This is a genomic window from Aquitalea magnusonii (genome assembly GCF_002217795.2).
In the GTDB taxonomy this organism is placed as follows: Bacteria; Pseudomonadota; Gammaproteobacteria; order Burkholderiales; family Chromobacteriaceae; genus Aquitalea; species Aquitalea magnusonii_B.
The window spans coordinates 3,910,840-3,925,449 of sequence record NZ_AP018823.1 but is presented as its reverse complement, the minus strand read 5'-3'; the positions used below and the strand labels follow the sequence as shown (position 1 = coordinate 3,925,449).

Sequence of the window (14,610 nt, the reverse complement as noted above, 5' to 3'; positions counted from 1 at the left end):
TTCAGGAATGGCAGTCGGTAAAGAGATTCTCACCAAGATCCGAAGCGTGCAAAACACGCAGAAGATCACTCGCGCGATGCAAATGGTGTCAACCTCCAAGATGCGCAAAACGCAAGAGCGTATGCGCGCTGCCCGTCCTTATGCCGAGAAGGTGCGTACGGTTATGGCGCACCTTGCTCAGGCAAACGCGGATCTTGGTCATCCACTGCTTGCACGCCGTGACGTTGTCAAGCGCGCTGGTATCATCCTGGTTTCCTCTGACAAGGGCCTGTGTGGCGGCCTGAACGTGAACTCGTTCAAGCGCTTCTATGCCAAGGTCAAGGAACTGCAGGAACAGAACGTCGAAGTCGACGTGTGCTGCCTCGGCCAAAAAGCCGTAGCCGCCTGCCAGCGTGCTCGCCTCAATGTCGTGGCAAGCGCAGTCCAGCTCGGCGATGTGCCGAAGATGGACAAACTAATTGGCCCGCTTACAGTGCTGTTCAAACAGTACGCTGAAGGCGAACTGGACGCGGTTTACATCGTCTACTCCGGTTTCATCAACACGATGAAACAGGAACCGACGCTCGAACAGCTCCTGCCGTTGACTCCGCAACACATGGTGGTGGAGCACTCGCATTCGTGGGATTACCTCTACGAACCGGATGCCCCCAGCCTGATGGAGTTCTTGGTCAAGCGTTACCTGGAGTCGGTGGTTTATCAGGCTCTGGCCGAAAATATGGCTTCCGAACAGGCAGCGCGTATGGTGGCCATGAAAGCTGCAACCGACAACGCGGGTAATACGATCAAGCAGCTGCGCCTTGTGTACAACAAGGCCCGTCAAGCGGCGATTACCACTGAGCTGTCTGAGATTGTGGCTGGTGCCGCAGCGGTGTAAGCCGTTACACAGACTGTAAAAGTTAAATGTTTAGGAACCGATAATGAGCCAAGGCAAAATCGTACAAATCATTGGTGCGGTGATCGACGTGGAATTCCCGCGCGACGCCATGCCGAAGGTTTATGATGCCCTGAAGCTGGTTGACGCTGACCTGACGCTCGAAGTCCAGCAACAGCTGGGCGACGGCGTGGTCCGTACCATTGCGATGGGTAGCTCGGACGGCCTGAAGCGTGGCATGGCTGTAGCCAATACCGGCGCACCGATTTCGGTGCCGGTTGGTAGCGCCACTCTGGGTCGCATCATGGACGTACTGGGTAACCCGGTTGACGAAGCTGGTCCGGTGGCTACCGACGCACGTCGCGCCATTCACCAGTCCGCTCCGAAGTTTGACGAGCTGTCTTCCGCTACCGACCTGCTGGAAACCGGCATCAAGGTGATTGACCTGCTCTGCCCGTTTGCCAAGGGTGGTAAGGTTGGTCTGTTCGGCGGTGCCGGTGTAGGCAAGACCGTGAACATGATGGAACTGATCAACAACATCGCGAAGGCCCACTCCGGTCTGTCCGTGTTCGCTGGTGTAGGTGAGCGTACCCGTGAAGGTAACGACTTCTACCACGAGATGAAGGACTCCAACGTACTGGACAAGGTTGCGATGGTGTATGGCCAGATGAACGAGCCGCCGGGCAACCGTCTGCGCGTTGCACTGACCGGTCTGACCATGGCCGAGCATTTCCGTGACGAGAAGGACGCTTCCGGCAAGGGCCGTGACGTTCTGCTGTTCGTGGATAACATCTACCGTTACACCCTGGCTGGTACCGAAGTATCCGCTCTGCTGGGCCGTATGCCTTCCGCAGTGGGTTACCAGCCGACGCTGGCCGAAGAAATGGGCCGACTGCAAGAACGTATTACTTCGACCAAGGATGGTTCCATTACCTCCATCCAGGCCGTATACGTACCTGCGGATGACTTGACCGACCCGTCTCCGGCTACCACCTTCGCCCACTTGGACGCTACCGTGGTTCTGTCCCGTGACATCGCTGCCCTGGGTATCTACCCGGCCGTTGACCCGCTGGACTCCACTTCCCGTCAGCTGGACCCGCTGGTGGTTGGTGACGAGCACTACTCCGTAGCCCGTGGCGTGCAATCCACGCTGCAGCGCTACAAGGAACTGCGCGACATCATCGCGATTCTGGGTATGGACGAGCTGTCGGAAGATGACAAGCTGGTGGTGGCACGCGCACGTAAGATCCAGCGCTTCCTGTCCCAGCCCTTCCACGTAGCTGAAGTATTTACCGGTTCCCCGGGCAAATACGTCTCCCTGCGCGACACCATCAAGGGCTTCAAGGCGATTCTCGCTGGCGAATACGACCACCTGCCGGAACAAGCGTTCTACATGGTTGGCTCTATTGAAGAAGCCGCTGAGAAAGCCAAGACCCTTTAATTAAGGAGAGGGCTTATGTCCAAGATGCATGTGGAAGTGGTAAGCACTGAAGAACTCATCTACTCGGGTGAAGCCGAGTTTCTGGTTGCTCCGGCACTGGAAGGTGAGATCGGTGTCTATCCGCGACACGTGCCGCTCCTGACCCGTATCAAACCCGGTGTGCTGCGCATGACCGTACCGGGTAGCAAGGAAGAAGTGTTGGTGGCTGTCTCCGGCGGCATGCTGGAAGTGCAGCCCACCCACATCACCGTCCTGGCTGATACGGCGATCCGCGGCGAGGATCTCGACGAAGCGCGTGCCAATGAGGCCAAGCGTGCAGCAGAAGAATCTCTGCAGCATGCCACCGACGACCTGAGCACGGCAAAGGCTCACGCTGCCCTGGCAGCCGCCATTGCCCAGCTCAAGGCGCTGGACTACCTCAAGAAGCGCGTGCACTAAAAGCGCGGGAACGAATCGTGTATAGTTGCAGGCTGCCACAACCGTGGCAGCCTTTTTCATTTTTGGTCAGCAAAGAGTTCGCATGGACAGCCTCAGTATTGTCATTCTGGCGGCAGGCAAGGGTACCCGCATGTACTCGGCCAAGCCCAAGGTATTGCATCCCATCGGTGGCGCACCGATGCTTGCCCGCGTCATCGCCACGGCCCGCAGCCTGAATCCGGCGCGGCTGGTGGTGGTATACGGTTTCGGTGGCGATCAGGTCCGCCAGGCTATCAAGGATGAAGACATTGTCTGGGCCGAACAGGCCGAACAACTGGGTACTGGTCACGCACTGAAGATGGCCTTGCCGGCACTGCCGAACGAAGGCAAGACCCTGGTGCTGTACGGCGATGTGCCGCTGACCCGCAGCGAAACCCTGCAACAACTGATTGCTGCTGCTGGCGATGGTATGGCGGTGCTGACCGACGTGCTGGAAGATGCCAGCGGTTATGGCCGCATGCTGCGTGGCAACGACGGCAAGCTCAAGGCCATTGTCGAACACAAGGATTGCACGCCAGAACAACTGGCCATCCGCGAAATCAATACCGGCATGATGGTGCTGCCCAACCGCCAGCTCTCTGGCTGGCTGCAGGCGCTGCGCAATGGCAATGCCCAGGGTGAATATTATCTGACCGACGTGCTGGCACTGGCCGTGGCAGATGGCGTGACGGTGGAAAGCGCCAGCGTGTCGGCTTCGTGGGAAGCTGCCGGCGTGAATAACAAGCTGCAACTGGCCGAGCTGGAGCGCATCCTGCAGCAAAATCAGGCGCGCGCGCTGCTGACTGCCGGCGTCACGCTGGCCGACCCGGCGCGCATCGACATCCGTGGCCAGCTATTGCATGGCCGTGATGTCAGCATCGACGTCAATTGTGTGTTCGAAGGCGTGGTGGAGCTGGGCGACAATGTCGAGATCGGTGCCAACTGCGTGCTGAAAAACGTCAAGATCGCGGCAGGCAGCCGTATTGCCGCCTTCTCGCATCTGGAAGATGCCGTGGTCGGGGCGGATTGCCGCATCGGCCCGTATGCCCGTCTGCGTCCGGGAGCGGCCTTGTCCGATGAAGTGCATATCGGCAATTTTGTCGAAATCAAGAAGAGCACGGTTGGCCTGGGTTCCAAGGTCAATCATCTCACCTATATTGGCGATGCCGAGATCGGCAGCAAGGTGAACGTGGGTGCCGGTTCGGTCACCTGCAATTACGATGGCGTCAACAAGTTCAAGACGGTCATCCAGGACAATGTGTTTGTCGGTTCCGGCACCTTGATGGTGGCCCCGGTCACGCTGGAGAGTGGCTCGACGATAGGCGCAGGTTCGGTGATCAGCCGCACCGCCCCGGCCGATACCCTGACCGTGGCCCGTGCGCGTCAGGTCAGCATTCCTGGCTGGAAGCGTCCGCAGAAAAAGAGCTGATTCCCGGCAGGATGCACACCATGCCCGCTGCGCTTTCCACAGGAAGGCCCGGTGGGCATTTTCATTTGTCGTCTGTCAGCAAAGCTGTGGCATTTCTTTCGTTGCAAAAGAAAAATAACAAATTTTGCAGTGAAGGCGATTGATAGCGGCATATTCAGCCGTTATCATGGCAAAACTTTCGAAACGAAACGTTTCAATGACCAAACGAAATACCCAGCAACGCCGCCATGCCATCGCCACCCTGGTGCAAGAGCGTGGTGAAGTCAGTGTCGATGAGCTGACCCGGCGTTTTGCCACTTCCGAAGTCACCATCCGCAAAGACCTTGCCCTGCTGGAAACCGGTGGCCTGCTGCTGCGCCGTTATGGCGGAGCCGTTGCCTTGCCCAGCGAAATGGCGGTGGAGCCGGAAGTGGGCCAGGTGTCCGACCGCAAGCTGGACATCGCCCGTGCGGCGGCGGAGCGCATACGCGACCACAACCGCATCATCATCGACAGCGGTACCACCACCAGCAGCATGATTCCGCTGCTGGGCAGCAAGCGCGGCCTGGTGGTGATGACCAACTCGCTCAATGTGGCGGCAGCGCTGCGCGAACTGGAAAACGAACCCACCCTGCTGATGACCGGCGGCACCTGGGACCCGCACTCCGAATCTTTCCAGGGCCAGGTGGCCGAGCAGGTATTACGCTCTTACGACTTCGACCAGCTGTTTGTCGGTGCGGACGGCATCGATCTGGAACGTGGCACCACCACCTTCAACGAACTGGTGGGCCTGTCCCGCGTAATGGCGGAAGTAGCGCGCGAAGTCATCGTCATGGTGGAGTCGGACAAGATCGGCCGCCGCATTCCCAATCTGGAATTGCCGTGGCACACCATTCACACCCTGATTACCGATGAGGCACTGCCGGCGGAATCCAGGGACATCATTCAGGCCAAGGGCGTCACGCTGATTTGCGCGCCCGCTGGCAACGATAGTGCAAGGAGAAAATAATGTGTGGCATCGTTGGCGCCATTGCGGCGCGTAATGTGGTTCCCATTCTGGTAGATGGCCTCAAGCGCCTGGAATACCGTGGTTATGATTCCGCCGGTATTGCCGTGCATACCGGCAATGCCATCAGCCGTGTACGCCGTGTCGGTCGTGTGGCGGAAATGGAAGCCGCCGCCGCGGCAGAAAACCTGCAAGGCACGCTGGGCATTGGCCATACCCGCTGGGCCACCCACGGCGGTGTGACCGAGCACAACGCCCACCCGCACATCTCCTTCGACAAGATTGCCGTGGTGCATAACGGCATCATCGAAAATCACGAAGCACAGCGTCAGCAGCTAAAAGCGCTGGGCTATGAATTCACCTCGCAGACCGATACCGAAGTGATCGCCCATCTGGTGCATCATTACTATCAAGGCGGTGTCAGCCTGTTTGATGCGGTGAAGCAAGCCACCCGCCAACTGAGCGGCGCTTACGCCATCGGCGTCATCGCGCTGGACCGCCCGGACGAACTGGTGTGCGCCCGCATGGGCTGCCCGCTGCTGGTGGGGCTGGGCGAAGGTGAACACTTCATCGCCTCCGACGTGTCTGCCATCCTGTCCGCCACCCGTCGCGTCATCTTCCTGGAAGAGGGCGATATCGGCCTGCTCACCCGTGACAGCGTGGTACTGCATGACAAGAACGATCAGGTGATCGAACGCGCCGTGCATGTGTCCGATGTATCGCTGGCCTCGCTGGAACTGGGCCCGTACAGCCACTTCATGCAAAAGGAAATCCACGAACAACCCAAGGCCCTGTCCGACACCATCGAAGCGGTGCTGGAAAACGGCTTTGCTGCCGGCCTGTTCGGTGCCCGTGCCGCCGAACTGCTACCGCAAGTGGAAGGGGTGAAGATTCTGGCCTGCGGCACCAGCTTCTATGCCGGCCTGACGGCCAAATACTGGATCGAAAGCATTGCCGGCATCAGCTGCGATGTGGAAATCGCCAGCGAATACCGCTACCGCGACGCCTTTGCCAACCCCAGGCATCTGGTAGTTACCATCTCCCAGTCCGGCGAAACGCTGGACACCATGGAAGCGCTGAAGTACGCCAAGGAACTGGGTCACAACATGGCGCTGTCCATCTGCAATGTGCGCGAATCCGCCATTCCGCGCGCCAGCGAGCTGGTGTTCTACACCCGCGCCGGTGCCGAAATCGGCGTGGCTTCCACCAAGGCCTTCACCACCCAGTTGGTGGGCCTGTTTGCCCTGGCGGTGACGCTAGGCAAGCTGCGTGGCCGGGTGGATGCACAGGCCGAACATGGCTATCAGGAAGCACTGCGTCAGTTGCCCGGTTCGGTACAGCATGCGCTCAATCTGGAGCCGCAGATCAAGGCCTGGTCCGACAAGTTTGCCGCCAAGCAAAATGCCCTGTTCCTCGGCCGTGGCCTGCACTACCCGATTGCACTGGAAGGCGCGCTCAAGCTCAAGGAAATCTCCTACATCCACGCCGAAGCCTACCCGGCTGGCGAGCTGAAACACGGCCCGCTGGCGCTGGTGGACGAAAGCATGCCGGTAGTGGTGATTGCCCCCAACGACGCGCTGCTGGAAAAGGTGAAGTCAAACATGCAGGAAGTACGCGCCCGTGGTGGCGAGCTGTTCGTGTTTGCCGACCTGGACAGCCATTTCAGTGAATCCGACGGTGTGCATGTGATCCGCACCCCGCGTCATGTCGGCGTGCTGTCCGCCATCGTCCACACCATCCCGGTGCAACTGCTGGCCTACCATGTCGCCCTGGCGCGCGGCACCGACGTGGACAAGCCACGCAACCTGGCAAAATCCGTCACGGTGGAGTAATCACCGGGCAGGCTTTTGACTACACCGAATAAAGTTCGTCGGAGTCTGATCAAGCAAAAGGGGCCGTTGGCCCCTTTTGCTTTTCCAGTCAGCGGGTGTGATCAGTCGCCGGAGGCGAGTTGATGTGGCGTGAGTGCTTTTCGGCCAAAGCAGTCTTTTGACTGATGCGTGCGGAACGGTGGGTTGACGCAGATTTCCGGACCCGCTCCTCAACGAGAGAGTTGAATGACATCATTGAAAAGATCATGCAGCACGGGCTGGTGTGTTACCGCAATGACGGTGGTATCAGGCAAGACCTGGCGCAAGGTGCGCAAGCAGGCATGCGCCGACGGCTCGTCTAGCTGGTTGGTGGCTTCATCCAGGATCAGCACGGCTGGCCGCTGCAGCATGGCTCGCAGCAGCGACACCCTTTGCTGTTCACCACCGGACAGTACACGTCCCCAGTCAGCCACCTCGTGCAAGCGCTCGGTCCACGCGGCCAGGCCCATGGCCACCAGGCCGTCGCGCAATTGTTGCTCTGGCCATGGTTGTAGCGCCGGGTAGCTCAATAGCTGCGCCAGACTGGCGTGGAACAGATAGGGTTGCTGTGGCAGGATCAACACTTGTGGGTGGGTGTCATGCTGGCCACGGTAATACGGCCAGATCCCTGCCAGCGTGCGAATCAGCGTGGACTTGCCCAAGCCGCTAGGGCCGTCCAGGCGCACCCATTGGCTGTGGGCCACTTCGCGGTTCAGTGTCTGCAGCATCGGGCTGCCGTCCGGATAACACACTTGCAATTGCTGCAGGCTCAGCCTGGTATTGGACGATGCCTCAGCCGAGGGCTGGCGATCCTGGCAATGTGCTGCGTCCAGACTGGTGACAAAGCGATGCAGACGCTGTACCGAGGCCGACCAGCGCGCCAGCTCATCGTAGGCGCGCACAAACCAGCTTAGTGCGTTACTCACCTGCATGAAGGCGGAGTTCACCTGCATCAGCCCACCCAGCGTCAAGGACTTGGACAGGAAGGCTGGCAAAGCGGCAAACAGCGGAACCATGCTGTTGATGTAGTTGTAGCTGGTGCTGAACAGGCCCAGATTGCGTTCGCGCTGCATCAGCCGATACCAGTTGGCCGCAACGCCGGCAAAGTCATCCGCTACCTGGCGTCGTGCCCATGGCTCACCGCCGTACAGCGCAATCTGTTCGGCATGTTCGCGCTGGTGGCGCAGCGTGCTGCGCAAATCGGCCTCTCGCTGTTGTTGCTGCACGTTCAGGCGTGTCAGCTCGCCGCCAATCCAGTGTGTGAGCAGCGCCCCGAACAATGCATAGCCAAGGGCAAACCACAGCAGGTAGCCAGGCACCACCAACTGACCATCGCCCCATGGCAAAGTGAGCTTGCTGGACAGTTGCCACAGGATGAACACGAAGGACAGCAGCTTGGCCACCGCCGATACCAGCGAGCGCAGCAGGTCGATGCTGTCGGTCACTAGCAAATTGACGTCTTCGGCAATGCGCTGGTCGGGGTTGTCCGGCTCGCCGTACAGGCCAAGGCGATAAAAAGCGTGCTCTGCCAGCCAGGCGTCCACGAGCTGGCGTGTCATGGCTTCGCGCCAGCGCAGAATCAGCAGCTTGCGTACCCAGTCCAGTGCCACTGCCACCACCACGGCGGCGCTGATCAGCAGGCAGTAACGGCCCAGTAGCGGGTAGATGCGCGGCGTGTCCAGCGCGCCCAGTGCGTCGTAGAAGTCCTTGTTCCAGAAGTTGAGCCATACATTCATTTGCACCAGGATCAGGCCCATGCCAAGGATGGCCAGCAGCAGCAGCCAGGCCTGCCAGTTATGGCGTGAGCGCCAGTACGGTGCCGCCAGTTGCCAGAATTGACGCAAGGTATTCAAGGTTGGGTCTCCATCAGTTTGGGGTCAGGCAGGGTCAGCAGCAGGGCCAGGTTTTGCTCCAGCTGCAGTCCTGCGGCCAGCGTGCGCACAGTGGCTGCGTCCAGTGCGCCGGCCAGTTGGGCCGTTTGTGCCAGATAACGGCTATCGCCGTAGTGACGTACGCTCAGTTGCAGGCGGTTGAAGCGGCTGTCGTCGTCGTTGAGGCGGGCGCTGGCCTGTTGCCGGCCATCCTCCAGCGCCGGTTGCAGGATGGCGTCGTCCAGTACCGCTGCCGGCTGTGCCAGGATGGTGCGGACACGTGCCAGCAGCTCGTCCAGCCGTGCCGGGTCGGTGCTGAACTGCCATTCGCTTTCCAGGCGGTCAGTGTCGGGGTCGAGTTTCAGGCTGAACTGCACGCTGTAAACACCGGCGGCTTCCTCGCGCAGCGACTTGCGCAGCGCAGCGTGCAGCGCCCGCCCCAGCGTGGCTACCTGCAGCGCGCGCTCACCCTGCCACACCATCGGCACGCTGCCGTAGGCCTGGACGCGGGCCACCGGCTCTCGCGCGATGGCGTGCCGGCTTTCAAAGCGGCCCGGTAGTGGTAGCAAGGCGCGCGCCGCCGCCGCGTCCGGTTGGCGTGGGATGGCCGCCAGATAAAGCTTGGCCGCGGCCAGCACCTCGGTTTCGCTGGCCGCGCCGCTAAGGTAGTGCGTAACCGGCCGCGCCGTCAGTTGCTGCCACAGCGCCAGCAGCCCGGCCGGGGTTTGTCGGCTTAGTGCGGCCACGGTAGGTGCTTGGTCGGCAGCCGTTTGGGCATAGCGCAGCTTGTCCAGCGCGGCGTATGCCTGGCTGGAGGCACTGTTGTCGCGGCCCAGGCTGTCCTGTTGCAGCCGCAGCAGCGTCGGGTCGATGCCAGCGTGTAACTGGCGGGTCTGATAGTAGTGCCACAGCGTCGCCAGCTTGTCGGCCGGGATGCTGGCCGATTGCGTCAGCCGCTGGGCGGTTTGCGATTGTGACAGGCGGACATGCTCGGCTTGCTCCCAGCGTTGCAACTGGGTGGTCTGCCAGCCGGCTGGGGCAGTGGCGGCGGCCAACTGCGCGGCCAACTGCCACTGCCAGCCATCGGCACCCGGCAGTCTGTAGCCGGCGGCCGAGTCGGCCAAGTAGCGTAGCTTGCCGTTTTGGTTGGGGCGGTACTGCCAGACCAGGCGGTCGCCGTTCGCCAGTTGCCACATCGCCACTTGCTGGGCCTCGTCGCGCCACAGCAGCGTACTACCGGCGGCCGGCAGGGCGGGTGGCAAGGCCGGTAGCGGGACGGAAGCCGGTGCCGACGCCAACGGAAGGACGGGCAAGGGTTTGGCGGCTAGGTCTGCCTGCAGTGCCAGCACCTGCTGTGGTGTCGGCAGCGGCACCGGCTTGAGGCCGGGTGCCATCATGAACAGCAGGCGGTCGGGGCTTTGCAACCAGCCGCGCAGGTGGGCAATGACTTCATCGTTACTGATACCGGCCAGGATGGCTTCGGCCATCGGGCCTTTTTGTGCCGGGTCTTGCAGCACGCGTTCGTCGGTGACGGCGCTTTGCAGTTCCTGCAGCCATTTTTGCGCGTCCCAGCCGGCGCTGCTGCGTGGTGAACGGCGGGCCAGGGCAAGCAGGTCTTGGCGCAGTTGGGTAAGTTTGGTGTCGTCCGGTGCTTGTGCCAGCAACAGGCGCTGCAACTGCAACAGGTGCTGCATGCCTGCCTGGTGCGCGCCAGGGTCCACGGTGGCGGCAAAGCCCAGCGTGAAGGTGGTGCCGCCGATGAAACCCTTGCGCGCCACCACGCTGCGTACCCCTGCCGGTCGCAAGGGCTGGTAACGCGCCAGCTCCTGCTTGAGCAGTTTTTCGGCCAGATTGTCCAGCAGGCGGGTGCGGAAACCGGCGCTGTCCTGCGCCAGGCTGCTGCGGCTGCGCAGCACCCAGCCCACCTGGCTGCTGCGGTTTTCCGTGTCCTGCAGCCGGTTGGTACGCAGCGTGTTGCCCAGCACCGGGTTACGGTCGGCACGCACTGGCAGCACTGCAGCCGGCCGCTCGGCAAACCAGTGGCGGATGCGGGCTTCGACCTGGGCGACATCGACATCGCCGACCACCAGCAGCGTCATATTGTTGGGCTGGTACCAGCGCTGGTAGAAGCGCTGCAGGCTGGCTGCCGGCTGGGTGCGGATGCTGCGCTCGGTGCCGATGGTTGGCCGCAACGGCTGCAGCCCGCCATCGCGCAGTAGCAAGCGGCGCTGTTGTTCCATGCGCTCGCGCGCGCCGAGCTTGCTGCGCCACTCTTCCAGCACCACGCGCCGTTCCTGTACCAGGCTGCGCTCGCTGATGCGGGCGTGGCCGGCAATTTGCGACAGCAGGAACAGGCCTTGGTCCCATTGCGCCAGATGGGCTTTGCCGGACAGATTGAGCATGTACAGCGTGCGCTCGTAATTGGTCATCGCGTTGTACTGCACGCCGGAGCGCCAGCCCATGGCCGCCATGCGCCGGGCAATGCCTTCCGGCACCTCACGACTTTCGTGAAACACCATGTGCTCCACCAGATGCGCCACGCCGGACTGGCTGTCGTCTTCCTCTAGCGAACCGGCGTTCACGAGTAACTGGATGCCCAGCGTATCGGCTGGCTGGCTGGTGGGTACGATGAAATAACGCAGGCCATTGGGCAGCGTGCCGCGATGAATGGCCGGATCCCAGCGGAAGGGTTCCACCGTCTGGGCTGCGGCATGGGTAGATAACAGGGTGGTCAGGCCATAGGCGGCAAGCAGGCAAAACCAGCGTGCCAGGGTAACAAGATTCTTCACGGAAAACCTCGGACAAGGACGGGGCGGCGTTATTCAGACACCGCCCCGCAGAATCAGAACTGGTAGCCCAGCTCCAGGGTGAAGGTGCGACCACGCTCGTAGGTGGCGTAGCTGTCGCTGACGCTGAGCATGTTCTTGCGGTTGGTGAGGTTCTCGATGCTGAGTTTCACCTGCGCACGCTGGTCGCCGCTGATGCGCGGGTTCCAGGCGATGACGGTATCCAGCGTCAGCGAACGCGGCAGCGTGGTCTTTCGCCATACGTCCACGGTTCTGCCTTGGTAGGTGGTGCTTCCGTCCTGCAGCATCTGCTGGTAGCCGTCGCGGATGCGCAGCAGATTGCTGATGCTGAGGCTGTAGGCCGGCAGCGAGGTGATGGCGCCTAAACGCAGCGTCCATGGCCGGTTGTAGTTGTCCGCCGGCATATCGCTATAGCGGATGAACTTGCCGTCGTACTGGATGATCTCGTCCGCCGCCTTGTCGCTGCTATAGGTATCGGCGTAGCTGGAATAGTTGCTCTTTACATCGCTTTTGTTGAAGGCCAGCCAGAAGCTGGTGCGGCTGTTACCCAGCCGCCACGGGGTGCGGCTACTCCAGCTGAGCGTGAAGTCGCGGGTTTGGCTGCTCCCCTGGTTGGTGTACATGTAGCACTGGCTGGAGGCACACTCGCTCTGCCCGGTGACTAGGCGTTTGACAATCTGTTCCTTGCCGTCGCGGCGCGTCAGCCGCACGTCGAACAGGCCGCCAGCCCAGTCAGGCTCCCAACTGAAGCCCACTGTGGCTTCGTCATCGTAAGGGCTGTCGATGTCGGACAGGCGGTTGGTGGTTTTGGACTGTACCGGGCTACTCCATACCAGCGAGTTGCTGGGGCGGGTTTGCGTATATTGCAAGGTGTGAATCTGGTCCTGCAATGCGTAAGCCAGCAGCGAGCGGCCATAGTAGCGGTTGGCACCGGCGTTCAGCGACAAGCCCGGTGCCGCCTCCCAGGTCAGGCTGCTGCGCGGTGCCAGGTTGAAATCGCGCGTCAAGGTGTCGTGGTCGGCACGCAGCCCCAGCCGCAACTGCCAGTCCCGCCAGCGCATCTGGTCATCGATGTAGGCCGCACTGCTTAGCGCTTCCATTTCGGCACCGCCAGCCTGGTAGGTAATGAGGCGGCGGAAGTACTGGCCCCGTCCCTGCGTCTGCGTCGCGGTAGCCGAGCAGCCCTCGGTGTCGACGCTGCCGTCGGCGTACTGGCACGAAGCCATTGCACCGCTGGTGGGCAGGTTGCTGGCAGTCAGCCAGTAGCGGGTAGTGCTCAGGCGCAGGTACTCGGCAGTCTGGTGCTTGATGTCGATACCGGTGCCGATCTTGTGTGATAGCGCGCTATCGCCTGCCAAGTCGAACGAGGCACCCAGCTTGTAGTTGACCGTGCGCAGCGTCTGGTCCACATCGCCCCACGCTCCTTCAATGCTGCTGGGGTTGCTCTTGCTGGCATCGCCCCAGTTCTTGGCCGTGGACCAGCGCCAGGCGCGATAGTAGTCGGCATCGCTGCGCCGCGACTGTTCGTTCTGCATCAGCGATAGCTGCTGATTCAGCGTGACATCACCCAGCTCGGACACCAGGCGGCCGGACAAGGCCACCCCACCACTGCGGATCTGGTAGTCGCTGTCCTTCCCATCGGCAATGAAATAACCATTTTCTGAGGGCGCGTAGCTGAACGTGATATCGCCGCTGTGCGGGCTGTCTTTCGGCGACCAATCGGCCTTGATGGCCAGCGCGTCCATGCGCCGGGTCTGGGTTACTTCCTGGCTGACCACATTGCTGCTGTTGTCAGTGCTAAAGCGTTTGAGCGGAATCTCCGATTCGCGCCGCACGGCGGAGACCACCACGCCCCAGTCTTCGCTGGGGCGAGCCTCTACATTGGCCTTGTAGGTCCACTTGCGGTAACGCGGCTGGTTGTCGGCATCGGACGACTGTTCAAACGCGCTTTGGCGCTTGGGGTCGATGATCTGCTCACTCCACGCCGATGAGGTATAACCGATGCTGACGCTGCCACCCAGCTTCTTGCGCGCGCGGCACAGCTCGGCTTCCACCACACCGCCGGTGAAGCGGCCGTATTCGGCCGGCACATTGCTGTCCAGCACGCGGGCATTGCATAGCTGGCTGCTGTCGTAGGCCAGTGCCTGTGCCTGGCCGGGGATGTATTCCGGGTTGGTGGTGACTATCTTGTTGCCCGGATCCAGATCATTGGCGATGGACAAGCCATCTACCAGCATCTCGTTCTGGTAAGGCTTGGCACCGTGGATGCTGATTTCCGCCGGACTGATTTCGCCGCCGGTCGCGGAGGATAGCTGGGCTTCGTCAAACTGGATGTTGGGGTTGATGCGCAACTGGCTTGTGAGATCGCCGTTGGCTGCCGGCAGCAGCTGCAGCATTTGTTGGTCCAGTTTTCCCGGCGTACGCAGCAAGGGAGCCGTCACGACCACCGGCTCCAGCATGGCGGGTTCTTTCTCCGCAGAGCTGCTTGGACGTTGCACTAGCCGATAGCGCTGATCCGCTACCCGTTCGACACGATAGGGCGTAGCTTCCAACAGCCGGGCAAAGCCTTCGGCCACGGTAAACTGGCCGCTGAGCGCCGGGCTTTGCCGACCTGCCAGCAACTGCGCGTCAAAGGCGAGAATCACGCCAACGTCAGCCGCGTAACGCGCCAGCGTGGCAGCCAGTTGGCCTGCGGGCAGTTGTACCGTATGGCGATCCGACGGCAGGCTGGCCGCCTGGGCCCAGGCGGTGGTGGGGCCGAGTGAGGCTAGCGCAGTCAGGCCGTAACACAAGGGCTGCAGAGCCAGGCTAAGCTGCGTCAAACGGAGAAGTGTGTGCGGTGTCGTAAGGTTCATCATGGACTTACCAGCAAATGAGAATCAGTTGTTATGCTGGTAGGC

At 61.4% G+C, this 14,610-nt stretch carries 9 protein-coding genes; 6 read left to right on the top strand and 3 right to left on the bottom strand.

Annotated elements, in window-relative coordinates; all coding sequences use genetic code 11:
- Positions 1–7 precede the first annotated feature (7 nt).
- From atpG to glmS, 6 genes are all read left to right on the top strand, one after another.
- Positions 8–874: a F0F1 ATP synthase subunit gamma gene (gene atpG, locus DLM_RS18420; protein ID WP_089086397.1), complete on the top strand. Its 867-nt coding sequence runs from the start codon at positions 8–10 to the stop codon at positions 872–874.
- Positions 875–917: 43 nt separating this feature from the next.
- The gene (gene atpD / locus DLM_RS18415) at positions 918–2,312 is read left to right on the top strand and encodes a F0F1 ATP synthase subunit beta (protein WP_089086398.1); all 1,395 of its coding nucleotides are present in this window, start codon (positions 918–920) and stop codon (positions 2,310–2,312) included.
- A gap of 15 nt (positions 2,313–2,327) precedes the next feature.
- Positions 2,328–2,750, top strand: a complete 423-nt coding sequence (locus DLM_RS18410; RefSeq protein ID WP_089086399.1) for a F0F1 ATP synthase subunit epsilon — start codon at positions 2,328–2,330, stop codon at positions 2,748–2,750.
- An 82-nt stretch (positions 2,751–2,832) separates the two neighbouring features.
- On the top strand, positions 2,833–4,197 hold the full coding sequence (gene glmU, locus DLM_RS18405; protein WP_089086400.1) for a bifunctional UDP-N-acetylglucosamine diphosphorylase/glucosamine-1-phosphate N-acetyltransferase GlmU: 1,365 nt from the start codon (positions 2,833–2,835) through the stop codon (positions 4,195–4,197).
- 196 nt (positions 4,198–4,393) lie between these two features.
- Positions 4,394–5,185 (top strand): DeoR/GlpR family DNA-binding transcription regulator, encoded by a 792-nt coding sequence (locus DLM_RS18400; protein WP_089086401.1) that lies wholly within the window; start codon positions 4,394–4,396, stop codon positions 5,183–5,185.
- Positions 5,185–7,014: a glutamine--fructose-6-phosphate transaminase (isomerizing) gene (gene glmS, locus DLM_RS18395; RefSeq protein WP_089086402.1), complete on the top strand. Its 1,830-nt coding sequence runs from the start codon at positions 5,185–5,187 to the stop codon at positions 7,012–7,014. The genes DLM_RS18400 and glmS overlap by 1 nt, the downstream gene beginning before the upstream one ends.
- A 209-nt stretch (positions 7,015–7,223) precedes the next feature.
- Here the strand turns inward: glmS and DLM_RS18390 are convergent, their stop codons facing one another.
- Genes DLM_RS18390 through DLM_RS18380 form a run of 3 tightly spaced genes read right to left on the bottom strand, consistent with a single transcriptional unit; the run spans position 7,224 to position 14,568 of the window.
- Positions 7,224–8,885 (bottom strand): ABC transporter ATP-binding protein/permease, encoded by a 1,662-nt coding sequence (locus DLM_RS18390; protein WP_089086403.1) that lies wholly within the window; start codon positions 8,883–8,885, stop codon positions 7,224–7,226.
- Positions 8,882–11,692 carry a M16 family metallopeptidase gene (locus tag DLM_RS18385; protein WP_089086404.1) on the bottom strand — a complete coding sequence of 937 codons (2,811 nt, stop codon included), beginning with the start codon at positions 11,690–11,692 and terminating at the stop codon, positions 8,882–8,884. The genes DLM_RS18390 and DLM_RS18385 overlap by 4 nt, the downstream gene beginning before the upstream one ends.
- Before the next feature lie 53 nt (positions 11,693–11,745).
- Positions 11,746–14,568, bottom strand: a complete 2,823-nt coding sequence (locus tag DLM_RS18380; protein ID WP_089086405.1) for a secretin and TonB N-terminal domain-containing protein — start codon at positions 14,566–14,568, stop codon at positions 11,746–11,748.
- Between the last annotated feature and the right edge of the window lie 42 nt (positions 14,569–14,610).